At 60.5% G+C, this 26,562-nt stretch carries 26 protein-coding genes and 1 pseudogene; 9 read left to right on the top strand and 18 right to left on the bottom strand.

Annotated features, from left to right (window positions below):
* Positions 1-10: 10 nt before the first annotated feature.
* From NKI10_RS29875 to NKI10_RS29865, 3 genes are read right to left on the bottom strand one after another with little or no spacing between them, the layout of a single operon-like run.
* Positions 11-166 (bottom strand): MucR family transcriptional regulator, encoded by a 156-nt coding sequence (locus tag NKI10_RS29875; protein WP_502897600.1) that lies wholly within the window; start codon positions 164-166, stop codon positions 11-13.
* A complete protein-coding gene (locus NKI10_RS29870; RefSeq protein ID WP_352862541.1) occupies positions 157-537 on the bottom strand; it encodes a Rossmann-fold NAD(P)-binding domain-containing protein in 381 nt (126 codons plus the stop codon). The genes NKI10_RS29875 and NKI10_RS29870 overlap by 10 nt, the downstream gene beginning before the upstream one ends.
* A gap of 52 nt (positions 538-589) precedes the next feature.
* Positions 590-1,936 (bottom strand): family 1 glycosylhydrolase, encoded by a 1,347-nt coding sequence (locus tag NKI10_RS29865; protein WP_023681815.1) that lies wholly within the window; start codon positions 1,934-1,936, stop codon positions 590-592.
* A gap of 691 nt (positions 1,937-2,627) precedes the next feature.
* On the opposite strand from NKI10_RS29865, the gene NKI10_RS29860 reads away from it, so the two are divergent.
* The 7 genes from NKI10_RS29860 (at position 2,628) to NKI10_RS29830 (ending at position 10,284) form a co-directional block, all read left to right on the top strand.
* Entirely contained in the window at positions 2,628-3,842 is a 1,215-nt protein-coding gene (locus NKI10_RS29860; protein ID WP_352862535.1) for an ROK family transcriptional regulator, read from the top strand.
* Entirely contained in the window at positions 3,839-5,092 is a 1,254-nt protein-coding gene (locus NKI10_RS29855; RefSeq protein ID WP_352862534.1) for a M20 family metallopeptidase, read from the top strand. Before NKI10_RS29860 ends, NKI10_RS29855 begins: the two co-directional genes overlap by 4 nt.
* Positions 5,093-5,123: 31 nt before the next feature.
* Entirely contained in the window at positions 5,124-6,185 is a 1,062-nt protein-coding gene (locus tag NKI10_RS29850; protein ID WP_023748613.1) for a substrate-binding domain-containing protein, read from the top strand.
* Positions 6,186-6,253: 68 nt separating this feature from the next.
* Positions 6,254-7,315, top strand: coding sequence for a substrate-binding domain-containing protein (locus NKI10_RS29845; RefSeq protein ID WP_023729114.1), 1,062 nt, complete (start codon positions 6,254-6,256; stop codon positions 7,313-7,315).
* A gap of 35 nt (positions 7,316-7,350) precedes the next feature.
* Positions 7,351-8,319, top strand: coding sequence for an ABC transporter permease (locus tag NKI10_RS29840; protein WP_352862533.1), 969 nt, complete (start codon positions 7,351-7,353; stop codon positions 8,317-8,319).
* 12 nt (positions 8,320-8,331) lie between these two features.
* Positions 8,332-9,531: an alanine racemase gene (locus tag NKI10_RS29835; RefSeq protein ID WP_352513737.1), complete on the top strand. Its 1,200-nt coding sequence runs from the start codon at positions 8,332-8,334 to the stop codon at positions 9,529-9,531.
* Between the two features lie 9 nt (positions 9,532-9,540).
* A complete protein-coding gene (locus NKI10_RS29830; protein WP_023686849.1) occupies positions 9,541-10,284 on the top strand; it encodes an ATP-binding cassette domain-containing protein in 744 nt (247 codons plus the stop codon).
* A gap of 23 nt (positions 10,285-10,307) precedes the next feature.
* On the opposite strand, the pseudogene NKI10_RS29825 reads toward NKI10_RS29830, so the two are convergent.
* Positions 10,308-10,561: pseudogene (locus tag NKI10_RS29825) on the bottom strand (MBL fold metallo-hydrolase); the annotation flags it as partial.
* On the opposite strand from NKI10_RS29825, the gene NKI10_RS29820 reads away from it, so the two are divergent.
* On the top strand, positions 10,521-10,685 hold the full coding sequence (locus tag NKI10_RS29820; RefSeq protein WP_352742399.1) for a hypothetical protein: 165 nt from the start codon (positions 10,521-10,523) through the stop codon (positions 10,683-10,685). The pseudogene NKI10_RS29825 and the gene NKI10_RS29820 overlap by 41 nt on opposite strands.
* A 152-nt stretch (positions 10,686-10,837) precedes the next feature.
* On the opposite strand, the gene NKI10_RS29815 is transcribed toward NKI10_RS29820, so the two are convergent.
* Positions 10,838-11,122, bottom strand: a complete 285-nt coding sequence (locus NKI10_RS29815) for a GMC oxidoreductase (protein WP_352862532.1) — start codon at positions 11,120-11,122, stop codon at positions 10,838-10,840.
* On the bottom strand, positions 11,119-11,301 hold the full coding sequence (locus NKI10_RS30990) for a hypothetical protein (RefSeq protein WP_050588819.1): 183 nt from the start codon (positions 11,299-11,301) through the stop codon (positions 11,119-11,121). The genes NKI10_RS29815 and NKI10_RS30990 overlap by 4 nt, the downstream gene beginning before the upstream one ends.
* A 128-nt stretch (positions 11,302-11,429) precedes the next feature.
* Between NKI10_RS30990 and NKI10_RS30985 the strand changes: the two genes are divergently transcribed.
* On the top strand, positions 11,430-11,804 hold the full coding sequence (locus NKI10_RS30985) for an ABC transporter permease (protein WP_502897599.1): 375 nt from the start codon (positions 11,430-11,432) through the stop codon (positions 11,802-11,804).
* Positions 11,805-12,008: 204 nt separating this feature from the next.
* On the opposite strand, the gene NKI10_RS29805 is transcribed toward NKI10_RS30985, so the two are convergent.
* The 12 genes from NKI10_RS29805 to NKI10_RS29750 form a co-directional block, all read right to left on the bottom strand.
* Positions 12,009-12,860: a sugar phosphate isomerase/epimerase family protein gene (locus NKI10_RS29805; RefSeq protein ID WP_023704358.1), complete on the bottom strand. Its 852-nt coding sequence runs from the start codon at positions 12,858-12,860 to the stop codon at positions 12,009-12,011.
* Complete coding sequence (locus NKI10_RS29800) at positions 12,857-13,882, bottom strand: ABC transporter permease (protein WP_352862531.1); 1,026 nt, start codon at positions 13,880-13,882, stop codon at positions 12,857-12,859. The genes NKI10_RS29805 and NKI10_RS29800 overlap by 4 nt, the downstream gene beginning before the upstream one ends.
* Positions 13,879-14,886 carry an ABC transporter permease gene (locus tag NKI10_RS29795; RefSeq protein ID WP_352862530.1) on the bottom strand — a complete coding sequence of 336 codons (1,008 nt, stop codon included), beginning with the start codon at positions 14,884-14,886 and terminating at the stop codon, positions 13,879-13,881. Before NKI10_RS29795 ends, NKI10_RS29800 begins: the two co-directional genes overlap by 4 nt.
* The gene (locus tag NKI10_RS29790) at positions 14,879-16,393 is read right to left on the bottom strand and encodes a sugar ABC transporter ATP-binding protein (protein ID WP_023704356.1); all 1,515 of its coding nucleotides are present in this window, start codon (positions 16,391-16,393) and stop codon (positions 14,879-14,881) included. Before NKI10_RS29790 ends, NKI10_RS29795 begins: the two co-directional genes overlap by 8 nt.
* 80 nt (positions 16,394-16,473) lie before the next feature.
* Positions 16,474-17,466 (bottom strand): substrate-binding domain-containing protein, encoded by a 993-nt coding sequence (locus tag NKI10_RS29785; protein WP_031209051.1) that lies wholly within the window; start codon positions 17,464-17,466, stop codon positions 16,474-16,476.
* A gap of 364 nt (positions 17,467-17,830) precedes the next feature.
* Complete coding sequence (locus NKI10_RS29780; protein WP_023667744.1) at positions 17,831-18,910, bottom strand: LacI family DNA-binding transcriptional regulator; 1,080 nt, start codon at positions 18,908-18,910, stop codon at positions 17,831-17,833.
* A 950-nt stretch (positions 18,911-19,860) separates the two neighbouring features.
* On the bottom strand, positions 19,861-20,613 hold the full coding sequence (locus NKI10_RS29775; RefSeq protein ID WP_031243550.1) for a GGDEF domain-containing protein: 753 nt from the start codon (positions 20,611-20,613) through the stop codon (positions 19,861-19,863).
* A 165-nt stretch (positions 20,614-20,778) separates the two neighbouring features.
* Positions 20,779-21,492, bottom strand: coding sequence for a thermonuclease family protein (locus NKI10_RS29770; RefSeq protein WP_352862529.1), 714 nt, complete (start codon positions 21,490-21,492; stop codon positions 20,779-20,781).
* A gap of 13 nt (positions 21,493-21,505) precedes the next feature.
* Positions 21,506-22,705, bottom strand: coding sequence for a type 1 periplasmic-binding domain-containing protein (locus NKI10_RS29765; protein ID WP_352862528.1), 1,200 nt, complete (start codon positions 22,703-22,705; stop codon positions 21,506-21,508).
* A gap of 98 nt (positions 22,706-22,803) precedes the next feature.
* Positions 22,804-23,514 (bottom strand): lytic transglycosylase domain-containing protein, encoded by a 711-nt coding sequence (locus NKI10_RS29760; protein WP_352862527.1) that lies wholly within the window; start codon positions 23,512-23,514, stop codon positions 22,804-22,806.
* Positions 23,515-23,594: 80 nt separating this feature from the next.
* A complete protein-coding gene (locus NKI10_RS29755) occupies positions 23,595-23,966 on the bottom strand; it encodes a hypothetical protein (protein ID WP_023818629.1) in 372 nt (123 codons plus the stop codon).
* 68 nt (positions 23,967-24,034) lie between these two features.
* A partial coding sequence (locus tag NKI10_RS29750) for an Ig-like domain-containing protein (RefSeq protein ID WP_352862526.1) occupies positions 24,035-26,562 on the bottom strand: 2,528 nt, incomplete at its 5' end.

The following is a 26,562-nucleotide window of genomic DNA, read 5'->3' as shown; positions in this document are numbered from 1 at the left end:
GAGCTGTCCGCTACTGGGTGTTATAGGCGATATGCAGAGCGCTTCCCGAATGGTTGGGTGCCACCATCGGGTAATTGCGAGGCAGGTTCCATTTGGTTCGGTAATCGTCCGGATTCATGCCCAGTCGGCCAAGGTGCGAACTGCGTCGGGTCTCGGTTAGAGACAGGAGGGTGGCCTTTGCCGCGGCGTATAGCTCGACATGCGGAGCTCGTCTCGACCGCGCACACTCAATACGTTTACGATGACGCCGCCAGATGTCATATGAGCGAATGCCTTTCGGGCGAAATAAATTGCGCCCAGCAGGTCGACGCTCAGCACCTTCAGCCAGACCGCGCTAGTGAGCCTCAAGGGTTTAAAGATTACCAGGCCGGCGCGTTGTTGACCATTATTACCAACCTGCCGAACGCGTGAGCGCAAGTCGACAGCACCGTGATAGCGGTCTCCCCGGAGCGCCCCTTGTCGAACCGCATGCGCGCCTTCTGGACCTTGCCTCCACCCACGTCGGCTCACCCGTGCACCTTCGGTGCCCAATCGCATGGCGATGGCCAGTCCAATCCCGCTTGCAGCTCCGGTTACGATTGCAGTCTTGTTATCCAGGCGCATCAGGTTCGACCTCTTTCTGGGGAGCAGCAAGTGGTTCAGTCCAGCCTTCAGCGACCCGATCCACGCTCAGCAGGCTGCGCGCATAATTCTGTTGCGCGCGAACAATGGCATCGTCCTGCTGTGAGGGAAGAAAGACCGGCAAAGCAAGGCAGACACTTTGTGTGGCCAGCAGCTTGTTCCAGTTCGCGATCAGCGCCTTGAAAGCGCGCCCCACCGCCCTCGGATTTCGGTCGAGGTCATAGAGGCCGAGCGGATTGATCCGTCCGTTGTTCTCCCGAAGCGCACTGTCCCAGTCCACCTGATCCGTCAGCGAGTACCAGGTGAAGCCTACGATGGGGATGCCATCGTTGCGGATCCGCAGCACGTTGGCCCACTCTTTCCACAGCCAATAGACGGCTTCGTCTCCATTGGGGCCTTCGCTGATGTTGGTCTCCGTATGCATTACGGGAAGCCGGTAGCGGTTGAAGTACTGCCGCGTGATCTCGTCATAGCCAAACACCTCGCCGGACCCGGACGTCGTTCCGTCTGCCCAAACCCTATGTTCGTTGGTCTGATAATAGTCGGTGCCCATCACGCAATGCCTGCGCAGATGGCTCTCCAGGAAGAAACTGTATTCTTCGGCCGTCATCCCGTTTTCGAGAAGATAGCGATAGGTGTGCGCGTCCACGTCATGACCGTAGTTGAGGTCAAGCGACAGGAAACGCTCGCTGTTGAACCGTTCCGCTCTGCCGACCGCCTCGGGAGAATCGGCGTGGAAGTATTCCGAGGATTCGCTCTGTATGAAGATGGCGTCCGGCCGCACTTCGAGGATCGCCCGCATGGCAAGCACGTTCGCCTTCACGATGTGCTTGAGGGCGGTAACGAAAGCAGTGTCGCTGCTCAGTTGTTCGTTCCACCATCCCCAGCGAGCCGAAAAGGTGGCGCAGATGAACATCTCATTTATTGGGGTGAAGAGCTGGATCCACGGATAGCGTGTCGCAAAATCCCTGGCGTAGTGCTCGAATAGTGTCGGAAAGTCCGCGTTCTGGAAGTTGCCAACCCAGTCCGGCACGCCAAAATGGCAAAGGTCGACGATCGGAAGAATGTCTTTCGCCTTCAGGTCCGCGAAGGTCTCATCGGCGAATGCCCAATCATAACGTCCGTCACCCAGCCATGTTTTGTGGATCGGAGGTCCGTAGCGGAGGAAATGCACCCCGAGATCCTGGACCAGTTCGAAGTCGGTGCGCCATCGTTCGTAGAAGCGGCATTTTTCCATTTCGTCGACGCGCTCCCGGCCTTGTCGAATGGTCGGGGTGCTGTTCTCGATGCCGGTGGCAAACATGAACGTGAACATTGATGGTCCTTAGCCAAGGCGGAGATGCCCGCGCTTGGTCAAACGTTCAGTGCTCGACGCAGTTCCTGCAAGACTGCTTGTCAAGTTCGGTAGGCGCCTGACAACCACGTGCCTGAAATTGGCGGAATTCTATCCCACGGTTCAAGCGAGCAGCTTGCGCCGAACATGGTCGGACTATGCTGGACGGAGATGTCGGCTTCGGGCCAGCCCAGTTGGCGTCAAACGGGTCTTTGCGAGTTAAGGCGGTATGGTAGTTATCCACGTTTGCAAACTGCAAACGGACGTTCCGCTGCCGGCGCCATTTGAGCCATTCACTGGGAGGCAGACCCGCGGTACATCACCGATATTCTCGAAGCCAAGTCCTTTGGTTCGACAGACCCATACGAGAGATACGAGAGATATGGACCGGCGACCATCCGCTGTATTGATCTCCTGTAGAAAACAGTGACCCTCAAGACTAGCATGATCGTTATTTGTCAATGCGTTACGAAGCTATTCGCCCAATTGATTCAAGAAGCTGATCCAGCCACTCGCTGACCGCATTTATCTTCTGCCGAACGGCAGCAACGCGCCTGAATCCTGCCTCAGATCAATGTTCGCGTACGCAAAAACGGCCGCTCGCGAACATACATTGACAGGTCCAGTTCCGGATAATAAGTTCGGTCATAGAACGAATTAACCGGAGTTCAATGTGACTGACTTGCCGCGCATATCCCGTCAGTTCTCACAGCGCTCCGTGATGGAAGCGATCGTCCAGGGCGGGCCGATCTCCCGCGCCTCGATCGCCAAGCTGACGGGCCTGTCGAAGCAGACCATCTCCGAAATCATGCGCGGGCTCGAGCAGGAGGGCTGGGTCCAGGAAACCGGCCGCACCAGCGGCCATGTCGGGCGCACCGCCGTCACCTACGAACTGGTCCACGACGCAGCCTATATAATCGCCGTCGACCTTGGCGGCACCAAGGTGCGGGTCGCGCTGACCGACCTTGCCTGTCAGATCTTTGCCGAAGCCGCCACACCGACCGATCCGCGTGGCGGCCAGTTCGTCGTCGATCAGATTGCAGCGCTGGCCTTCGATGCCGCGGCCAGACAGCACGTCGCGCGCAAGAAGATACGCCTGGCCGTCATCGGCGCGCCTGGCGCTCCTGACCCGGCCAGCGGCCGCATTCTAATGGCGCCGAACATTGCCGGCTTCGACACAATGAATGTGCTGGATGCCTTTGAAGAAGCGCTCGGCGTCGCGGTGATGATCGAGAACGACGTCAATCTCGCGGTGCTTGGCGAGAACTGGCTCGGCCAAGGCCAGGGCATCGACAATCTCGCCTACATCGCGCTCGGCACCGGCATCGGCAGCGGGCTGATGCTGGGCGGTCATCTGGTGCGGGGTGCTGGGCACGCCGCCGGCGAGATCGGTTTCATGCCAATCGGGGCCGATCCCTTCGCCGAGGAATCACTGCGCACCGGCGCATTCGAACGCGCGGTGGCCACCCACGCCATGACCGGTCGCTACCACGCCCTCGCCGGCAGGCAGGTCTCCGTGCCGGCAATATTCGAGAATGCCGCGCGTGGCGACAAGGACGCGCTCACCGTGCTCGACGAAACTGCCCGCCATCTGGCGCAAGGCGTTGCGGCAATCGCGGCGATCGCCAATCCAGAAAAGTTTATCCTCGGCGGCTCGATTGGGTTGCGGCCCGAAATCCTGTCCAGGGTGCAGGCGCTTCTGCCGCTATGCTTCCCCTATCCGGTCAGGGTCGAGGCGAGCGAACTCGGCGCACGCGCAGCCCTCATCGGCGCGGCGGCAATCGGCCTTGGCCAGTTGCACAACACGCTGTTCGGCGTCGACGCGCCTGATGGCCGGATTTCGCTGCCGCCTGCCCAGGCCGCCGCCCTGAAGGAGGCCGCGATATGACTCACGATATTGCCGCCCGCCTGCAGGCAGCGCTCGACCGCGACGACGCACTAACGCTGTTTCGCCGCGCCATCGGCCGAGAGAGCATCACCGGCAACGAAGCCAACTTCGTCGACTTCCTAGAAGCCAGGATGCGCGACCTTGACCTCAGCGGCCTGACCAGGACGGAATTCCTTCCCGGGCGGCCCAACATCTGGGGCGAGCGCAAGGGGGCCGACCAGGGAAAGCGCCTGCTGTTCATCGGCCATACCGACACCGTCCATGTCGACGGCTGGCGCGAGCATTGGGCAGGCACCGAGCGTGAGGATCCGTTCGCCGCCCCGATCATTGATGGTGCTGTCTGGGGCCGAGGCTCCGGCGACCTCAAGGCCGGCATCATTGCTTCGCTTGCGGCACTCGCGCTGCTCGACAAGGCCGGCGTTCGCCTCAAGGGCGACGTCGCCTTTGCCTTCGTCGGCGACGAGGAGAGCGGCCAGCCCGGCACCGGCATTTCCGCCGGGATCAAGCACTTCGTCGGACGCATCGAGACCGGCGAGGTCACAGCACCCGATTTCAGCGTCTATGTCGAGCCGACCCGCCTGGCCGTCTATGCGGCGCAGATCGGCTTCTTCATCACCGATATCTCGATTACCGGCAAATCTGCCTATTTCGGTGTGCCAGAACTCGGCAAGGATGCGCTCCGTGCAAGCCATGCCGCGATGACGGCGCTTTGGAAGCATTCGGATGAGGTCGCCGCGCGCGCCGAGCACAAACTGGTCGGGCGCGGCTTCCTGCTTATCACCGGGCTTGCCGGCGGCGGCTACATTGCCGTTCCCGAGCGCTGCACGCTCTCGCTGATCCGCAAGCTGTTGCCTGGCGAAGACCTCGACACCGCCGCTGCCGAGATCGAGGCTGCCGTGCGCGGCGCGATCGCCGATCCGGATATTTCGGTAGAGTTCGCCTACCCCGCCGGCCGCGACCACAGGCTGGGCGGCACCGCTGCCGAGATCGGCGAAACGCGGGCGGAAGTCGCCATGCTGTCCGACGCGATGGCTGGCGCAATGAGCGGGCGCGGCGTCATCGAGGGCGCACCGTTCTGGTCGGAGTCCCCCTTCATCATCAATCAGCTCGGTATTCCTGCCGTCTATTGCGCGCCCGGCGACATCAGGAATTGCCACACATTCGAGGAGCACGTGGATGTCGAGGAATATTTCGCCGGCATAGTCGGCTTCGCCGCCTTCATGGCCCGCTACTGTGGCGTGGCCCACTGAACCACCAACGAAGCAAAATGGGAGAACTGACATGTCGATGAAGACACTGATCGCCGCCGCCTTTGCCGGCGGATTGATGCTTGCCGCCGACCCAGCTTTCGCACAGACGGTCGGCCCGCAGGGCGAGAGCGCCACGCCAAGTGCCGACGTGATCCTAAGCGATGCCGACATCGCCGCGCTCAAGGACAAGGGCTACAAGGCTGCCTTGCTCTGGCACACCTCGTCCGATTTCACCAATGCGGTAACCGCCGGCGCCACCGACGAATTCGCCCGCGCCGGCATCACCATTGCGGTCAAAACGGATGCCCAGTTCGACTCCGCCCGCCAGCGCAGCGACATCGAGACGGCGTTGGCCGCCAAGCCCAACGTCATCTTGGCCCTGCCGCTCGACCCGGTCACCTCGGCAGAAGCCTTCCGCCAGGCGGTCAAGGACGGCACCAAGCTGGTGTTCCTGTCCAACTTGCCCAAGGGCTACAAGCAGGGCACCGATTACGCTTCGATCGTGACTGACGATCTATTCCAGATGGGCAAGCAGGCTGCGGACGCGATGGCCAAAGCGATCGGCGGCAAGGGCAAGGTCGGCTACATTTTCCACGACGCTGCCTACTATGTCACCAACCAGCGCGACCAAGCCTTCAAGACCACCATCGAGAAGGTCTATCCCGACATCAAGATCGTCGCCGAACAGGGCATATCCGACCCGGCCCGCGCCGAGGAACTGGCCAACGCGATGCTTTTGCAACATCCCGATCTCGACGGCATCTACGTGACCTGGGCCGAGCCGGCCGACGGCGTGCTGTCGGCGCTACGCGGCGCCGGCAACGCCAGGACCAAGATCGTCACGCTCGACCTCGCCGAGCCGGTCGCGCTCGACATGGTCAAAGGCGGCAATGTCGCAGCCCTCGTCGCCGACAAGGCCTATGAACTCGGCCGCGCCATGGCTGCTTCCGGCATGAAGTCGCTGCTTGGCCAGCCGACACCGGCCTTCGTCGTCGTCCCGGCCCTGACCGTCACCAAGGAGAATGTCGCGCAGGGCTGGAAGGACTCGCTCAACCGCGACGCGCCGCAGCCGGTGCTCGACGCGGCCAAGTAAGGCTCTCGCTCCGGCGCGGCCCGCCGCACCGGAGCTTTTCTTCGACACAACAAAAAGGGAACCGGGACATGCGCAAAGCATCTGTAATCATAACGACAGTGGCGAGCCTGCTAGCCATGCACGCCTTCGCCGCTGAAGGCGTCACCACAGGACCGAATGGTGAAAAGCCGGTGCCGGCGAGCAGTCTTACGCTGACGCCAGCCGAAGAGCAGCAGATCAAGGACGGCAAGTTCACCGCCGCCCTCGTCTGGCACGAGATGAGCGAATACACCAACGCCGTCAACGCCGGCGCCCATGACGAATTCAAGCGCCTCGGCATCGAGGTGGTGGCGCAGACCGATGCCGGTTTCGACGCCGCGCGACAGAAGGCCGATATCGAGACGGTGATGGCCAAAAAGCCGTCGATCATCCTGTCGCTTCCCGTCGATCCGGCGACCGCAGCTTCGGTCTACGATCCGGCACGCCAGGCCGGCGTCAAGCTCGGCTTCGTCGACAATTCCCCGGCCGGCTACAAGCAGGGCAGGGACTATGTCACCATCGTCTCCGACGATCTCTTTCAGATGGGCAACAAGGCCGGCATCGCCATGGCCGAGGCGCTCGGCAAGAAAGGCAAGATCGGCTACATCTTCCACGATGCCGACTTCTACGTCACCAACCAGCGCGACCAGGCCTTCAAGAAGACCATCGAGCAGGACTATCCCGATATGAAGATCGAGGCCGAGGCCGGCATGGCCGACCCGGCGCGCAGCGAAGACATCGCCCAGGCGATGATCACCCAGCATCCGGACCTGGACGGCATCTATGTCACCTGGGCCGAACCGGCGCTGAGCGTGCTTTCGGCCTTGCGCGGTGCCGGCAACACACACACCAAGATTGTCACGCTCGACCTCAACGAGCCTGCCGCGCTCGACATGGTCAAGGGCGGCAACATCGCGGCCCTCGTCGCCGACGAGGCCTACAGCATTGGCGTGACGCTGGCGCGCGCCTCGGCAGGTTCGCTGGTCGGCAAGAAGGCCGAACCATTCTATGCCGTAGATTCCATCGCCGTCACCAAGGACACGGTGAAGGACGGTTGGAAGAAGTCCCTCAACAGGGACGTACCGGCGGCCATCGCGGACGCGGTGAAATAGGCTCGAGGCGAAGCGCTCACCACCGGAGGGATAAAATGTCCAGTGCCAACACCAGTGCCGGTGGCAGCTTCGCAAGCCGCTTCAATCTGCAGCAATATGTCGTCTACCTCGGTTTCCTGGCGATCTTTCTGTTCTTCGCCATTGTGCTGCGGGACAGCGGCTTCCTCACCGTCCGGAATTTATCGAACATCGTGTTGCAGACGACGCCGGTCACGATCATGGCCATCGGCCTGGTCTTCGTCATGTCGGCCGGCGAAATAGATTTGTCGATCGGCTCGATCGTGGCGGTGGCGGCCCTTGCAGCCGCCGTCACCATCAACGCGTACGGCATGCCAGCAGGGATAGTCGCCGGCCTCGGCGCCGGCCTGCTGATCGGCGTCATCAACGGCGTGCTGGTGGCGTATGTCAGGCTGCCCTCCTTCCTGGTGACGCTGGCGACGCTCGGCCTGTTCGCCGGCGTTTCGCGTTCGATGACAGACCTTCGCTCGATCTCGGTGACCAACGAAGCGTTCACCGGCTTCTTCGGTTCCGGCTCGCTGGTCGGTGTCCCCTCACTCGTCTGGTGGTCGGTGATTGCCGTGGCCATCGGCCACCTGGTGTTCCGCGAAACCCGTTTCGGCGCCCATGTGCTGGCGACCGGCGACAATGCCCGCGCCGCAAGCGTATCGGGCATCAGCGTGCCCAGGATCAGGCTCGCCGTGCTGACCATCAGCGGCGGGCTCGCCGGTCTTGCCGGCTTGCTCTATGCCGGTCGCCTGCAGGCGGCGAAATATACTCTCGGCGAAACCGACCTGATGACGGTCATCGCCGCCGTCATCGTCGGCGGCACGCTGCTCAATGGCGGCAAGGGCTCCGTGGTCGGCGCGCTGGTCGGCTCGTTGATGATGGGCATGCTCAACAACGGCCTGATCCTGATGGGCCTGTCGGTCTCCGACCAGATGATCGTGCGCGGCCTCATTATCCTGACCGCAGTCGCCGTGTCGCTGCGCGAAAAGAACCGCTGAAGGAAGCCATCCATGTTTCTCGAGATTCTGCGCCGCCGCAACCCCGCCTTCATCGAATCAGCTATCCGGTTGCACCAGCAAGGTAAGCTGCCGGCCAATGCTTATGTGCTCGATCTCGACACGGTTGAGGCCAATGCGCGGGTTCTCAAGAGCGAGGCCAACCGCAACGGCCTGAAGATCTTCGCCATGACCAAGCAGGTCGGCCGCTCCTCGTCGTTCTGCCGGGCTGTGATGCGCGGCGGCATTGACCGCGCGGTCGCCGTCGACATGGCTTGCGCCCGCGCCACCCACAAGGCAGGCATGAAGCTTGGCCATCTCGGCCATCTCCAGCAGGTCGCAAAATTCGAAGCGGCGGCTGCGGCGAAAACCTTCAAGCCGGACTACTGGACCGTGTTCAACGATACCAAGGCTGGGGAAGCGGCAACAGGCGCCAAGGCGGCCGGCTATGTGCAGGATCTGCTGGCCCGCATCGCCGCCGAAGGCGATATCTTCTATCGCGGCCATGAAGGCGGTTTCAATGCCGCCGACATTATCGATGTCGCCGACCGGCTGGATGCCGTCGAAGGCGGCCGTTTCGCCGGCATCACCACTTTCCCTGCTCTGCTGTTCGACCATGCTTCGCGAAAAGTGCTGCCGACCCCCAATCTGGCGACGCTCGCGAAAGCTGCGGAAGCGTTGGCCAAGGCAGGCCGCAAGGACATTGAGATCAACGCGCCGGGCACCACGTCGAGTGTCATGCTGGCGGCACTCGCCGAGGCTGGCGCGACGCAGTGCGAGCCCGGCAATGGACTGCATGGCACCACCGCGCTGCATGTCATGGAAGATTTGCCGGAGCTGCCGGCGGTGCTCTATCTCACCGAGGTCTCGCATCTCTCCGGCGGCAAGGCCTATTGCCTTGGCGGCGGCTTCTACATCGATCCGATCTTCCCCGACTACGACGTCAAGGCGATCGTCTCGGCTGAACCGACGACGGCAGGCTCGGCACTGCGCAGCGTCGAGGTGCCGCCGCCCTCTGCGATCGACTATTACGCCATGATCGATGCCGCCGGCGCGAACGCGCCGAAGCCTGGCGACAGCGCCGTGTTCGGCTTCCGTGGCCAGGCCTTCGTCACCCGCGCCCATATTGTCGGCGTGTCGGGCATTTCGACGGACAATCCGAAAGTGGAAACCATCGAGAACGGCTTCGGTGAACCCTATGCCTGGCCAGTCTAGGAGAAACACATGACGGTGAGCGCGCCCATCCTTCAGCTGCACGACATTCGCAAGAATTTCGGCGGCATCACCGCGATCGAGAGTTTTTCGCTCGAGGTTTTCCCGGGCGAGATCGTTGCACTCGTCGGCGACAACGGCGCCGGAAAGTCGACGCTGGTCAAGATCGTCTCGGGCGTCCACCCGCCCTCGTCCGGCACCATCGTCATCGAAGGAAAACCGGTGACGATGTCGAATGCCACCATGGGGCGCGCGCACGGCATCGAGGTCGTCTACCAGGACCTGGCGCTGGCCGACCAGCAGACGGTCTACATGAACATGTTCCTCGGCCGCGAGCCGCTGAACCGCCTCGGTCTGCTCGACCGCCGCCGCATGATCGACGAGACCGAGAAACTGGTGAAGGAACTGGACGTGCGCATCCCCTCCGCCCACGCCACTATCCGCGATCTCTCCGGCGGCCAGCGCCAGGGCGTTGCGATCGCGCGCGCCACGCATTGGGCAAGCAAGCTGATCCTGCTGGATGAGCCGACGGCGGCGCTGGGCGTTGCCGAAACCGCCCGGGTGGAGGCTATCGTCCAGTCGCTGAAGCAGCGCAATGTCGGCATCCTGATCATCAGCCACAGCCTCGACCAGGTCTTCAAGCTCTCCGACCGCATCTGTGTTCTCAGGCGTGGCAAGCAGATTGGAATTCGCGAGACCGCGAAGACCGATAAGAACGAGATCATTGCCATGATCACCGGCCTGCAGCAGCAATAGCAGGAACCTCTCTGAGAGCCCCCGCCCGAGATCCGGATGTTGTGGGCGATCACGCGATCGATCAGCTTGTGCCGCGTGGTGATCGCCATCGGCCCGTCCTGGTCGTAGCTGCCTTGCCACTCCGGATGCGGCGCCAGCAGCGCTGGCACATACATCGTGTCGGCCGAAATCATGCGCTGTTCCTTGCCGTAGTTTGCGAGGTAGACCGAGTGGCCGGGCGTGTGGCCGGCGCAGCGATGATCTGGAAGCCGGGCGCGACTTCGGCGCCGTCATGGATGCTGCTGGAACTGCTGCGTCGGGTGAAGCTGCCTGCATCGCCTGAATTTCTCCAGGCGTATCCGCACCAGCTTTCTGGCGGCCAACAGCAGCGCGTTGGCATCGCTATCCCAGTCTCGATTTGATAGGACCTATGCAATGTATGGCGGCGCCGACATCACCGTGCCGCCCGGCGGCGTCAAGCTGTCCGGTTTCGGTCGCGACAAAGTCGCTGCATGCGCTGGACAGATACACCGTCTCAAAACAGCCTGGATTTCTCTGGGCTGCCCGTTTCTCGCTAAGCGCTGCCGAAGATGAAATCGGCGCACCGATCGGCGATCATGATCACCGGCGCGTTGGTGTTGCCGCTGATGAGACGCGGCATGATCGAGGCGTCGCAGATGCGTAGGCGCGGCACGCCGCGCACGCGCAATTGCGGGTCGACCACCGCCTGGTCATCGGTGCCCATCCGGCAGGTGCCGCAGGGGTGATAAACCGTCTTGGCGTGTTCGAGGATGTGGTCTGTTATGGACTGATCGGAAAGGTCGGCGGCCCCGCCCGGCGACAGCTCCTCGGCGATCACCGCCTGCAGGCCGGCTGACGCAGGATGGTGCGGGCGATCTTCATGCCGGCGAGCAGCAGGGCAACACGCAAGATGCGACGGCAGGCTTTCCCTACGAAACCCGCTTCGAGGATCTGGAATATCTCACCACCGGTCGCACCGATCTGGTTTCGGTTCTTACCAACAATGCCTACCTCCATTCCCATTCCTCATTCTTTTGTCTTCCTGCTTGTCCTGGCGGCGGTGATGTTGGTCGTTCTGCACCGTACCGCCTTCGGACTATACCTCTGAAGAGGCCGCGCGGTTTTCGGGAATCCGTACCGGCCGGGTGATCATCTGCGCCTATGTGATCTGCGCCGGGCTGACGGCGCTGTCATCCATCTTTCTCGCAATGTACACACGCTCGATCCTGCCAAGCTCGCACGGCAATTTCTACGAGCTCTACGCGATCGCCGCCGCCGTCCTTGGAGGGTTCTCGTTGCGGGGCGGGGAAGGCTCAATCATTGGTGTGGTTCTTGGAACGATCTTGCTGCAGGTGCTTCAGAACCTTGTCAATGTTCTAGGCATTCCCTCCTCACTCAACTTTGCCGTGAGTGGATCGGTGATCCTGATCGGGGTACTGGCCGACCAGGAATACACAGAGTTTCGAAAGCGCCGCGAATTGATGCGGGGCCGGCTCGCAACCGCCGAAGGTAGGCTGTGATGCCCGAGCCGGTGAAATAGATTGTTCACGGCAGTTGCGATCGCCGACCGGTTGGCTGCTTGCGCCCGGGGGGCAGCCGAAGGCCGGGATCTAAAACGCCGCAATATTGCCTCTCGAGCGGCTCCTGCTTCGAAGGCAGTCGCCGCAATGTCGATGCAGTCGGCTCATGATGTGCCGAGTTTCGATCTCGCATGGCGATGTAACTTATGCGATCAGCCCGTACTGCCGTGCCTTGTTGCGCAAGAACGGCAGACCGTTGCCCATTACAACCGCTTCACTCTCGGCCACCGGACGCCACACGCTGAGGCCAAACGCCAGACGCGGATCCATGTTGATGAAGCTCTCCATCGCGAGCCCGCCCTTGAAGCCGATCGCGGCCAGCGTTGCGAACGTCTCATCCCAATTGCAATTGCCCTCGCCTGGGGTGCCGCGATCAGACTCGGAGAGGTGGATATATTTGAGGTAATCGCGGGCGACGATAATACCGTTGCCCATACCTTTCTCCTCTATGTTCATGTGATAGGTATCAAGGTGCACGAACATATTGTCGGCGCCGACTCTCTCGATTAGTGCCACCGCCTGAGCCGCGGTGTTGATGATGTGGTTCTCGTAGCGGTTCACGGCTTCAACACCGAGTTCGATGCCGCGAGACTTGGCTTGCGCGGCGGCGGACGTCATCACTTTCGCAATGTTATCAAGTTCGTCCTGCGTAGGTGGCACGCCAGTACGCTCGCCGATGCCGCCATAGATTACGCCGCATAGCGCCTGGGCTCCGATGTCGGCCGTCTTGTCGATAGCCACCTTGAGAAAGTCAATCGCCTCCTGTGGGTGGCGCGATGCCCACGCATATTCGGGCAACCCTAGCGAGCACACCGCCTGCATGCCATTTGCCGCCAGCAGCTTGCGGGTGTGATCGGCATCGCAAGAAAATGGATCGGCCAGCGAAATTTCAATGAAATCGAGATCGTATTTTTTTACCGCCGCTACAGTGTGCTCGGCGCCCTCTACGGACCAACCACTCGTCCACATGCTCGTATGAACGCCAAAACCCTTCATCGTGTTATCCTCATGAAATTGAGCTGCCCGGCAGCCCACCGCAAGATCATGACGCCGATCAGCATGATGCCCCAAATGGCTGTGGCCAGGTGCTGGCTGGCGCCCAAGAGATTCAGTCCCGAAGAAAGCAACTGCAAAACGATGAGGGCTAGGAAGACCGAAACGACCTTGCCGAAGCCGCCAAACGGATTCACCCCGCCCAAGAAGCAGGCAAGCACCGTAATCAGCACATAGGACTCGCCATGGCCGACACGGACGGAATTGAATCGTGCCATCATGATAATGCCGGCCAACGCACACATGGCGCCAGACAGCGCGTAGATCAGAATGATCACGCGTCGCGTCGAGATGCCGGAATAGCGCGTCGCCTCGATGTTGGAGCCGACCATATAGTTTGAAAAGCCAAGCCTGGTTCGGGTCATCAAGACATGCCAGACGATGACTGCGCCGAGCAGTATCAGCAGCGGGACAGGAATGCCGACGATGCTGCCGTGACCCAGGGGCTGGACGAATTCGGGAAAGCCCGAAATATCGGCGCCGCGGGTCAGAAACTCGCCAAGGCCGCGCAGGAAAATCATCACCGAGAGCGAAACGAGGATGGGGTGCGCGCCGGTACAGGCTATCACCGGGCCCATGACCAAGCCGCTTGCCGTGCCAACGCCGACCGCAAGAACGGAACCGAGTAGAAAGGCATAGATGCTTGCGTCCGGTCCTCCGTTGACCTGAAGAACCCAGGCGAGCGTGAGGCCACAGAGATTGGCCGTGAACGTCACGGCGAGATTGATGCCGCCCGAGATGATCGGCATCAACATCGCGAGCGTAAGCAGTCCAAGTTCAGGCAACTGGAAGGCCACCGATTCAAAGGTAGCTTTGGACAGGAATCGCGGCGAGAGAGATCCGAAGAATGCAATCACCAAAATCAATGCCAGCAAAAGTCCGATATTCTCGGCGCCCAACGTGCCGGCAAGACGGCGCAAGAATCCGTGCCGTAGCGCTCCAGTTTCGAGCACGCGCTGCGTCATGTACCCATCCTCTGCCGCAAGCCCGCGAGGATATGCCCGAGCGGCGCGTTGGACAGCGTGATGGCAATCAAGATGATCGCCCCGACGATCATCTTGAAAGCATAGGGAGAGATGCCGAGGAGGTTCAGCCCGTTTTGCGTCACCGACACAAGAAACACGCCAAGGATGCAACCGAGCACGGTGCCCCGCCCGCCACCCAGCCTGGCACCGCCAAGGACAACAGCTGCCAGCACGTCCAGCTCGCGCCCCACCAATGCGTTGGGCACGACTTCCTGGGAATAGTGCACCTGCACAAGTCCCGCGATCCCGGCCATCAAACCAAGCCAGCCGAAGGCAATGAAGTGCATCGCCGCGATGTTGATACCGAGGCGACGGGCGCCCTCCGGGTTATCGCCAAAAGCGTATAGCTGCCGTCCCGTGGTGGTATACCGGATAAGCCCCCAGGTGGCGGCGACGCAGACCGCCATGATCGCAACCGGCAGTGTTAGCTCGGCCCAATTGCCATTCGCCTGTTGGACCTCGAAAAGCACAGTGCGATGCGTCCACCATGCAGGCAGATTGTAGATCGATACACCGTGCGTGAAGAACATCAGCAGGCCGAAAAAAATATTGAAGGTGGCGATGGTGACAACGATTGAAATGATCTGGAAATAGTAGATGAGGCCGGCGTTCACCGCACCCAGGGCGATCCCGACAATTGCCGCCAAGGTGAGGCCGATGAACCAATCACCACCTCCCATTTGGGCTAGAGCCAGCGCCACAACGTATTGAACCACTGACGCGGCCACAGCGAAGGAGATGTCGATGCCCCCAGCGATCAACACCACCAGCAGCCCAACCGCGAAGATCAGATTTGTCGAGCTTGTGTTGAGCAGATTGAAGAGATTGGCAATGGTGAAGAATTTGTCGCTCGCAACGGAGAGACCTGCGCTCATGATGAGAAGAACCACAACGAGCCATGTCTCGGTGGGATGAGCCCGGAAGAGCTTGCCGCGGTTACGCATAGACGGCAGCTTCCAGGTCGCCGAGCGGGATGGCGTGCGGATCGTATTCGGCGACTATCTTGCCCGCAGCCATATGAAGGATACGATCGGCGTTGAAATAGACCTCCGGCACTTCATCGGATATCAGCAGAATCGCCAGGCCTTCGGCAGCGAGCTTGGCGACAATCTCGAAGATGCCGGCCCGCGCGCCAACGTCCACCCCCACGGTTGGCGAATCAAGAATGATCAGTTTCAGGCCGACCGCCAGCCATTTGGCGATGGCCACCCTTTGCTGGTTGCCGCCCGAGAGCGTGGAAATCGCATCAGTCTGCCGCCCGACTTTTATCGCCAATTCCTCGATCCAATGATTGACGAGCGCGTCCTTCTTCTCCGAGGAGATCAGCCCTCGATCAAGGATCTTGTCGAGCACCGGGATAACGGCGTTGTCGGCGATGGACTGAGCTTGTATGAGACCAAGGGACAAGCGGTCTTCGGAGAGATATCCAATACCCGCGCGGATTGCGTCGCGGTTGGAGTTCAGATGAAGAACCGTCCCGTTGAGTGCGATGCTGCCGCGGTCTGGGCGCAGCATGCCGAAAATAGAAAGCGCGAGTTCTGTGCGACCGGCGCCGAGTAGCCCGGTCAGGCCAAGCGTTTCACCGCGCCGTATTGTCAGCGAAACGTCGTCATAGTCGCCTGCGCGGGTCAATCGATCGATCTTCAACACGACGGGTGATCCACTAAGGTTTCTCGTGCTCACGGTTTGGTCGAACGTCTTGCCGGTCATCAGTTCGGTGAGGCGTGATTGGGTCATTCCGGCGGTCGGGAACACCCCAACGACCTTACCGTCGCGCAGAACGGTGACGCGACTTGAGATCTCCAGAACTTCCGCAAGGCGATGGCTGACGAAGACGATGGCCATGCCTTCATTCGAGAGTGTTCGAACGATCGCGAGCAACCGGTCTGTTTCCGATTGAGTAAGCGACGATGTGGGCTCGTCCATGAAAATAACCTTCGCATCGCCGGCGAGCGCCCGGGCGATGGCGACGATCTGACGTTGGGCGATTGCAAAGCTACGCAGAGGCGCGTCGACATCGAGGTCGGCGCCAAGCCGCGCCAACAGCCCTCGCGCCACCTCGCGAATGCGCGAATGATCGACGAGCCGAGGCATGTTGCCGAGGACAGTTCTGATCCCGATATTTTCCGCGACTGTCATTTCAGGAAACAGTGCGAGGTCCTGCCAGATGACTTCCACCCCGGCGCTGCGCGCCGCAGCCGGCGACATGATGTCGACAGACTTTCCGGCGATCGACATGTTTGCGCCGGCTAGCGGCTGACAAACGCCGGTGATTACCTTGATCAGGGTGCTCTTGCCGCTGCCGTTCTCACCGGCGATGCATTGCACTTCACCCGGGAGAACCTCGAAGGCGACATCCTGGAGGGCTCTAACGCCACCAAATGTGACGCTTATGTTGCTAAACGACAGAACCGATGGGAGGTCCTGCGTCGTAGACGCGACGAGGTTCACGGCGGGCCCTTCTGAAATGACAAGGATGGGGCGTGCCGGGATTGATTTGCCACCCCGGCACGCCAGCCATGGTCCGCCATCTAAAGCCCTAGGGCTGCAAGACCATCGACCGTTTCGACCGTGATAGGCTGCACAGCGTCCACGATGATGGTGCCGGTTTTGAAGTCAGGGTGAACGACACCCAGACCTTCGATCGTCATGCCGTCGGTGATTTCACCGCCGCCCGCCAGAAAATCAGCCATCGTTACGAATACTTTGCCCGCTTCCAGAGGATTCCACATATAGCCGCCGTCAATAATGCCGGACTTGAGCATTGCGCTGCCTTGGCTAGGCGAGAATGAACCGACAAGAACCACCTTGTCACCAAGCTTCTGCTCCTCGATCGCGCGTCCGGCGCCGATCGGTCCCTGACTGCCGAACGTCAGGAAGCCGCCGAGGTCAGGATTGGCGGCAAGCACATCCAGAGCCGTCTTTCGGCTGTCATCGGCGCTCTCGGCGACGCCATATCTGTCGCCAACCATCTGCATGTCGGGAAAGTTCTTCTTCAGGTAGGCGATTGCAGCATCGGCCCAGGCATTGTGTGCGGGCACAGTAAGAGAACCTACGTACACCACGTACTTGCCTTTGCCGCCCATTTTCTCGGCAAATAGCTTAGCATGGGCCTCACCGAAACCAACGGCCGAGACCATTTCGAAGTCCCAATCAGCGTTCACCTGGTCTGGCGATTCATGAGTTATAACCTTGATGCCCGTTTCGCGCGCCTTTTTTAGAACTGGCTCGAGAACGTTTGCATCATTCGGCACGACGCCAATTACGCTGACGCCCTGAGCTATCAGGTCTTCGATCGCGCGGACCTGAAGTGCCGGGTCGGCGCTGGTCGGCCCGACCATGAAGCCGTCGTCGCCAAGCTCTTTCGACTTTTCCTTTATTCCCGTTTCCATCGCATTGAACCAGGGAATACCGCCGATCTTCACGACGACTCCAACCTTGATGTCCTTCGCCAGTGCAGCATCCATTGTGGCGACCGAAAGGGCTGCGCCGAACGCTGCCGCGAGTATAGTTTTTGCTAACATTTAGTTCCTCCCTGATTGACGAGTTTTTGGGTTGCCTATTGCCCATGTCGGCTTTGTTTGGCCACCCCTTTGTGCCCTACGGCATTGACGCACTCGGCGCCGCATTCCTCCCAGAACGCGCCATAAAAGACTTTGGATGCCGGCCGGTCAAGGTGCTAAATAGATTTAGCAAGGCGGTCACGCCACCAGCGTCTAAAAACATTTCTCGATTGATGTAAACGATCCGCCCTTTCGCACTCAGGCTGCACCCGTAGAAACGACATGCGATCCCCCGCGAGCCTTGGGTGGAGGCGGTGCTACCCAGATCCGAGGTGCTGATGAACGGAGTTGAACTTCTGCAACGATGTCTCGTGACAAAGAATTGCTAGTGGTCGATGCTCGATTTGGATGCCGAATCCCAATCTTCTTGGGCGCCGTCATGCTCTCCGGTTCGCCCAAAGCTGGTCGGTACGGTCACCAGCGGAAAGTGGTCTATCGAATAATTCTCCAGAAGCGAAAATCCTTCAGCAATCATCACCTCGACATTCTGTCGGACCATGGTCACATCGAAGGGCAAATGCGCCGCGAATGGATCCCAGTCGAAGCTTCCGACAACAACCCGTCCAAGCTCACTTGAGGCTAGCGTCGAAGTGAACCGCAATGTTCCTTCAAGAGCGGTCACGCCGTTGACGAACATACCTGAGGGCAGATGCCCAAGCTGAGCGTATCGTGCAGCGAGAGACCGAGCAGCGTTGGTCGGTGCGTATCCGCAGCAGTCAATCGTGCCCGGGCCCGTAACAATCCCATGCGCTGCCAGCGCATCGTGAAAACCCAGCAAACGGCTACGTGTTGCGTCATCATCGCTGACCCCGCCAAAGAAGAAGAGATCTTCGGTGGAGCCCCCTCGTTCTTTCAATTTCTGAACAATGATCTCTGTGAGCGCCTTGGCGCCCCCGTAGTTGTCAGAAACAACTGAGGGAGCCCGGCGGCCTGGCAGATCGATGTTGATGCACCGGACGCCCGCTGCCCGGCACAGATCATTCAGCGGATCGGGGTCACGAACGCCCGCAAGGAAGAGAAATTCCACCTGCTGGGCCAGCAGGGTTTCCGTCACACTCAACTCGTTATCAGGATTGCGATGGGTGCTGACGACGATCGGGCACAAGCGGTGGACGCGGGATTCCGCTTCAAAGGCTTCGGCCAATCCGGCGAAGAAGCGATTGCGGTAATGTGGCAAGATCATTCCAGCGAGCCCGGATCGGGAAAGCCGCAATCCTCGTGCCTTGAGGTTGACAGCATAGCCAAGCCGCTCAGCCCAATCGAGGATGGTCGCTGCGGTTTCCGCCTTGATCCGGTGCTGTTGCCACGAGCCATTGAGGACGAGACTAACCGCTGTCGGGGACAACTTTGCCGCCACCGCGATGTCATAAATCGTTGACTTGCGTCGGACAGACTTTCTCGCCATTCGTGACGCTCCTACTAGCAGATGCAGTAGACGCTAGTGCGGGGTCAAGGCAACATCTCTAAATTGCGTCAAACGGTTTGGAGGAGCGACCCCACGGAAGGACGCCGCCTCTCGTGCCTCCGGTCCGGTCTCCCTGATTGTCTCGATCGTTGCAATGACAGCGCCAGGGAAATCGGCAGATTTGGGATTTTCCCTGAAGCTTCGTTCAGCGTCACTGGAGACACCAACCCCAGTGTTTCGGCTTTGGTCTCCCCGATGATCAATCACCTTGCAAAGGTCGACGAGAAGTTTCGATCAGTTTGGAGCCCACCGTTGGCGATGGTCGGGCGCACGCGTCACGATCGAGTCCCTCCGATTTCAATATGCTGTTTGGACGAGTGGGAGTAGGGGTTAGCCAGTCTGGAGTGCCCAAGCGTAGGTTGCGCGGAAAACAACGATTTGCGGTTCATCTCATTCAAAATCGACCCAGATCAGCAACTGGAGTCTTCGACTGCAACGTTCGAGAAAAGTACCGTCAACAGCTTTCTCGGCCTGCGGTACTTTTTGAAGAGCAACGTTTTGGAATATATACGGAACTCGCTTTTCGAGTGATGTATGCGCGTGAACGGCACTTTAGCATGTTCCAGCGAAAGCCTTGATACGGCCGTCCGAGCCGACTAGATTCTACAAGACAATGCTACCGTGAACGCGGGACCAACTGTCTCTGCTGCAGCGGTGGTTAGATCGCGGCTGAAGCCCGCAAAGTCCCGGATTTTGCGGATCAGCCTTACGCTTGCGGGGAGCAAGGCCGCCGTAGCGTTGTATTTTCTCATTCCAAATACCCGTCAGGTGCTGATCAATGTTCTGACTGCCAAGAGCAACTCCAGGAAAAGTGCGTGCGGTTTTCCGTCCGGAATTTGCGTAAAAACAAAGACATAGCGGTTCGCCGCTTCCGTGAAACGGTGAACGCTCTAGTTGTGGAGGTGCGACAATTGAAATCCAGGCTGGCGTTCGACGCCGGATAACAGCGATTCCGCCGATCGGAACATGTCCTCGAATTCCAACTCGTTTTCAAACACCACGCCGCCGACGCTGATGGTCAGCGTGTCCGCGGTTCCTTTTGGCGCGAAATAGGCTTGGGCCACGCGCGCCCGGATACGCTCGCCGATCTCCCTGGCGTCGTCTTCTGTCGCACCGGGCAGAAAGACCCCGAACATGGAGGTTCCGATCCGGCCCACCAGATCTTCCTTGCGTACCGATGACTGGATGGTCGAGGCTATGAGCCGCAAGGCTTCGTCACCCCAGCCAAGGCCGAAGCGCAGATTGATGGACCTGATGTGTTCGGGATGAATGACCAGGAAGGCGCCAGATCTTGGACCAGAGGATTTTGGCCTGGTTGCTCTCCTTTCGACCATCGAAGTGAAGACCGTCCGGTTGAGGCAGCCTGTCAGGCTGTCAAAGGTCGCCGACTTGTTGAGTTCTCTTCGATAACGGACGAGCTCGGTCCGCTGCAGGCCAATGAACAGCAAAAGCGGGCCACCGACCATGACCGGCAACAGGATCGCTGTGACCATGCTGCGGCCAAACGGCGTCAAGACTTCCGAAAACAGAAGCAGATAGTTGAGGCCAACCGAGAGGAGCAGAATTCCCGCCGATCCCAGGGCAGTCAGCCATGCGATATCTTTCCATTGCCGGGGCGAGCTATTCGCCATTGGTGTCATCATTAGCCAATCTCCCGCCTGATCGGCTGTCATAAGGCCAAGGTGCTGCACTTTCAGTTTCGAGGAAACATACAATTTTAGTAATGGCGCAATCACCTACCATCGGCCCGAAATCAGGCCTTCAAAAGCAAGGCTACGGCGGTAAAAGGGACGACACCGAATTATCGGCTATTGCGGCGGGCCGAATATCCCCATCTGCGCGTCTCTGGCCACTGCCTCCGCCTTGCCGTAGATGCCACTCGCCAGGGCCGTCGCCCAGCCATTGGAAACAAGCCACGCGCCGACATCCTGCTTGCCCAAGCTGCACGGTGCCGCAATGGCAAAACGATCGATTTCCGGCGGCACGACGCATTTCAGCGCCCGGCCGCGCAGCCAGGAATTGAACGTCGCGCGCGCACGCTGGCCGCAAGGCCAGGCGATGCCACGAAAGGAACAGGTCTCATCCAGGTCAATGCCTTGGATCCCGCTGATGGCTACCTTGCGCCCCATCGATTCGAAGGTTGCCGACGAGGTGGCAACCGGTTGGTACAGCAGGACCTCTTTCCAATCCTTTGGCATCCGCATCCCTGCAGGCGAAGCCAGACCAAGGTCGCTGAGCGGCAGGCGCGGCTCGACCCGTTCGATTTGCGCCGGATCAAGCTGTGGCGGCGCGATAAGGTCCTGAGCAATCTTGCGTGCCCGTCGTCGCCATGGCGTATTGGCGACGGTCGCAATTGGTCGCAGTGGCTGGCTATCGTCGATGGATTGACGCGACGCTGGTATCGGCCGATCGATGGGAAGCAGATCGGCGGCCCGCATGATCAACAAGACCCCGGCCAGGAGGAGCAGGCTTCCGAGCGCTATCAAGCGATTGTGCCTCAGCCAGCCCATCAACTCAAGCAAGGTTCCTTGCCCCTCAATACCCCGATGTCGATTTGGCGACCAGCTTGAGTGCGCCTTTTCGAACCTGGTAGAAGGGCATGGATCGCTCACTGGAGCCATCCGCCCGAAACCGGAACAGGCCGGTCGATCCGCGAAATCCGCTCCGATTTTCGAGCACCTGCTTGCTGAAGCCGTCAGGCCCGGCCGAACTTGCAATTCCTGCTGTCAGGGCGACCATATCATAGGCGTAGGCGACATTGGCGTCGGCTGGATAATTGTAGGTCGTCTTGAAGCGGTCGGCGATCGGGCCGGTTTCGGTTGGGTCGAGCGTGGCGATGTAGGAGCCTTCAAACAGCGGCTCCATCGGATGTTCCAGCCAGCGGTTGGTTCCAATGACGGCGACTGCTTTTCCGGGAATGCCTTTCGTTTTGAGCGCCGCAAGGATCTGCGCCGGATTGTCGTCGCCGCTGGCGATGATGATGGCATCGGGAGCCTCGACCAGCGAGCCCGCATCATTGACCACTTTGGTGCCGCCATCGCCGGCCGGATACGGAATGGTGACGGCGAGTGTCGCGCCATAGATGCTGAGGCTGTTGGCGACCCGCTTTTCAACCACGCCGGCATTCGCGCCCGCCGCAACGAGCAACACGAACTTCTTGCTGCCTTTGGCCGCCAGGCCGGCTGCGCCCGCGGCCGCGCTGTCGGCCTCGTTGAGGCGCACCGCATAGACGCCCGGGCCGCCGGCGAAATTGTCGGCCAGCGCCAGCACCGGCGGTCGCTTCGATCCCGAGAGCTTGGCTATGTGCTGCGCGGCCGCGAGTTCGACCGGGCCGATGACGATCTTAGTTCCAGTGGTGATCGCCTTCACAGCCAATTCGCTGGCGTGCGCGCTGTCGCCCTTGGTGTCCTCGACCGTGACCGTGAGCAGGACATTTCCAAGGTCGGCCATCGCCAGCTTGGTCGCATCGAGCATCTTCCTGCCGTTTTCGCCGGCGTTGCCCGGGGCCGACAAAGGCAGCAGCATCGTGACCTTCGTCGATCCCGTGCCGAGCGATTGCGTCGCCTGGGCGGGACCGGCAACAGCGCCGGCGGCCGGCGCTCCGGGTGCGGCGATCGCCGCCGGGTCGAGCGCGTCCGAGACGCTGCCCTTCGACTGGCAGCCCGACACTATGCCCGCGAACGCAAAGACGATCGCCCACGTCCACGAACCGTGTCGCTGCCGGCCAGAATCCATGATGCCTCCCTCATATCCCGCCGGGTATTTGTCCCGGTCTCATCCGTTCATCTTACGGCAGACTTGCCTCGCCGTCTTTGCAATTGCTGGATTATGGCTCAGCCGTCGAAAAGTCTTGCCCGGAGCGCCTTGATCATTCTGGCTTGCCCCGCGCTTCGATAGTCCGTGCATTTCATGTATCGCGGGCCCGGCACGAACAGCCGGCGCACACAAATCCGCCTCGCCGGGGCAGGGGCACCATCGTCTCCTGCTGTCGGGAATGCGGAGAATCCGAACGTCGCCACCGGCAATGGCCCGGCCACCGCAAAACCTTCTCTCGCCAGGATTGCACGCGCACGCCGGCAGTAGCGGACCGAAAGTTCGGAGAACCGGGTTTCACCGTGCCCGGCACGATACTTCATGACCGTGGTGCAGAGATCGCCTGCGGCAAGGCTGTTTGCCTGCGCCAGATATCTGACGCCGAGCGCGATGTTGGTCGCCGGCGCGCCAAGCTCGTCGAGCGAGCCGCGAAAGCCGAGCATTCGCGCCGTTCCCGGCATCACCTGCATCAACCCGACCTCACCATCGGCGCCGCGCACATCGGGATCGAATTCGCTTTCGATCTCCATTACCGCGTGCGCCAGCACCGGTTCCAAGCCGTAGAGCGATGCCTGGCATGTCGCAAACGCCTTGAATGTCGCGCGCGTCCATTCGGAGGCGGCGTCGCAGCGAACCGGCCGCCTCAAGCCGAACGGTGCTGGTCTCTCCAGGCTAGGTCGTTCCAGCCAGTTGGCGCAGGCTTGAGTGGCAAGCTGGCCAAAACCGGTCAATGCGATCGCTCCGGCGATCGCCCTCGTCAATCGTCCGCCGACCATGGGTCAGCCAACCGGCACTGCCGGATCCCTTCCGGTCAGTTCATGTACTCGACCATGCGGTCGTGGAAGCATTCGCACTTGTTGAGCGTGTCCTCGTCCTTGTAGTTCGTCTTGAGGTAGCCATAGGCCATGCCGCAGGCGACCTTGGCTTCCGATGCCCAGACGAAGGCAGGACGGGACGAATTGATCCATTCCGAGCTGTTGGCGACGGCCACCGACTCGTCCATCAGCTTCACCACCTCGGCCTTGAGATCGACGATGTTGTCGGTCAGCACCAGGTTCGATGTGCCAACGGTCCGGCAATAGTCGGCCACCGGCCCTTCGATGATGTCGGCGGCATAACCCGTCGACCCGACTGCCAGCAACAGCGTCGCAGCGGAAACCAACAGTCTTACGGAACGTTTCATGATGAGATCCCCCTCTGTATTCCTAATCTCTAATACATAGCATAGTCGCGTGGCCCCGCACCATGCTCCTAGACCACGTTTGCCGTTGTCGTATGCTGCGTCACTCCGTCATCGTAGAGCAGGGTGATCGTGTTGGCGACGGGTGCATTCGTCAAGGTGGCCACGTCCACGAAATTGGCGCCGTTGGCCAGACCGTCGGCGTCGACGCTGACAGTGTTCGTTCCCGCATTGTAGTTCACGAAGTCGCCGACATTGGCCCCTCCGGCGGCTGTATCGAACAAGGAGGTAAGGTCGATGATGTCGCCATGGCCGCCGACACCGCTGTAGTCAGCGATAAGATCTCTGATGTCGAGGTGCTCGAGCTTGAACGCATCGACGCCTATACCACCGGTGAGCGTGTCCTGACCGGAACCGCCGATCAGCAGGTCGTTGCCGTCGCCGCCGAACAGTATGTCCGCTCCCGAGCCGCCGTAAAGCGTGTCGTTACCGGAGTTCCCCGACAAGGTATCATCGCCGCGTCCGCCGGAGAGGATATCAGCCTGGAGATTGAGTCCATTGAGGGTGTCGTTACCGTCCTCGCCGAGCAGCGTGGTTTCTGTCGCGGTCGTGGTGTGAGTGTCCACGCCCGAAGTTCCTTGCCAGGTGCTGAGATCGGGCGAAAGGTGTGCCGTCACTGACCCGGCAATTGGGTCGCCGTCACCGTCGGTCGCCGTGACCGGGATCGAGATGTCGAACGGTGTGACGGCGTTGGCGGTCGTGTAGGTGACCGGGCCTAGCTTGAAGTCATTCGAGCCAACATTGGCCGAAATTTCGATTGCGCTGAACGGGTCCGAATTTGCAACCACGGTAAAGGTGTCGCCTTGCGCGAGACCGGTGATCGTCCACGTTCCGTCCCCATTGTTCGTTGCGGTCGGAGTAGCTCCGCCGGAGCCGTTGACGACAGTGACCAAGGCGCCGAGGGCCGTGCTTTCGCCGGTAACATCACCTATGTAGGTGTTATCATAGTCGGCGTTGACGGGGCGGATCGTTATCGAAACCAGGCCCGGTCCCGAGACATTGCCAATCCCCTGTGTATAGCTAGCCACCTCGTAGTGATCCGTATAGTGGGTTCCCGCCCCGATGCCCGCGGGGGTTCCGGCGATGGTGCCGTCGGTGGTTGCATTGCTGACGAAATCGAAGCGGATCTTCTCACCAGGGCTGATGCTGTTTCCGCCATCGACGCCCCAACTGCCCGTGCTGGTGTTCACGAAATTGGGGCTGTTGGCGGTTGCAAGCAGGTCGCTTGTTGAGCCGATGGAGTCCAGGACAATCGCTTGGTTGTTGCCACCGCTTGGCGAGAAGTTCGCCGTATTGAACTGGTTGCCGGCAAACATCGTCGCGGCCTGGGTGTATGTCCAAGTATCTGTCGCCGGGTTCAGGGTCGCCGTGAAAGCGAGGTCGCTGCCGTTCGCGGCCGAGGTCCGTCCCTCCACAGTATGCGTATCGACGACGTGGAAGAAGACCTGCTCGCCATTCAGGAATATGTTTGTGCTGCCTGATGTGACGGCCGCGCCTTCGGTCACGTTGAACACGACATTGCCAACGCCGTCAGCACCGGCGCTCGCCGCGAAATTGATGCTCTCCGTCAGCACGGTATGCGTGGTGTTTTCCACGAAGATGCCATCCGGCTTGAATGGCAGCGGAACGTCATCCAGGACCGTCAGATTGACCGATCCGGAAACATGATCACCGCTGGTGTCGGTTGCCACCACCTGAAGCCCGTTGATGGTGACGTTGCCCGAGCCGGCAAGATGCTGGAGCTGGTCGGTCAGTGTCGCGGTAACGACGGGTGTCAACGAACTGTTGGCGCCGGCGCTTGTGTTTGACAGCGCCAGATAGACGAATGCGCCGAGGTTCACGCTGCCGGCCGTTTGTATCAGACTGCCGACGAGTTGGTTGCCGACGAGCGCCCAGCTGATTGTGTATCCAGAGGCTAGGCCAGAAACAGTCGGCGCCACCCAGTTTGGATCGCCGGTCGGGTTGGCGAATGCAACATTAATGGCTTCGCCGGTCGTGGTGAAGGTGATGCCGCTGATTGCTTGCGCCGTCTCGCCGCGACTGCTCGGATTGGTGCCGGTCACGGCCCCAGCTTGGAGATCCGCGGGCGCCGAGGCATCGAGCGTAGTGTCGAGCGCGGCTTCGTTCAATGTCAACGACGCTGTCCCGCCACCCGATGGAACGGTGTTGGTCTGCACATTCAGGGTCACCGTGGCCGTCGAAGTGTCGCCGTCACCGTCCTTGATCGTGTATGTGAAAGAGTCCGAGCCGATATAGATGCCCGTCGGCGTGTAGGTGAATGTTCCATTGTTGTTATAGACCACCGTGCCGTGGGCGCCGTTTGTCGTTACGGTCACTTGGCCTGGCGTTGGAGCATTGTCCGTATCGACGCCGTCGGCGCCAAACTTGTCATTGGTCAGGAGGCCGGTGAGGACCGTCGCACCGGTGATCGTTGGCCCCCAGGTGTCATTCGTCGCGGTCGGCACGTCGTCGACGATGGTGATGACGAGATTGCCGGCTGGAGCGCTGTCGCCGTCGGCGTCGGTGACGACGACCGCGA

The organism is Mesorhizobium sp. M0802 (assembly GCF_040320115.1).
Lineage (GTDB): Bacteria > Pseudomonadota > Alphaproteobacteria > Rhizobiales > Rhizobiaceae > Mesorhizobium.
The sequence above is the reverse complement of the archived record's forward strand: the minus strand, read 5'-3'. Positions and strand labels throughout refer to the sequence as shown.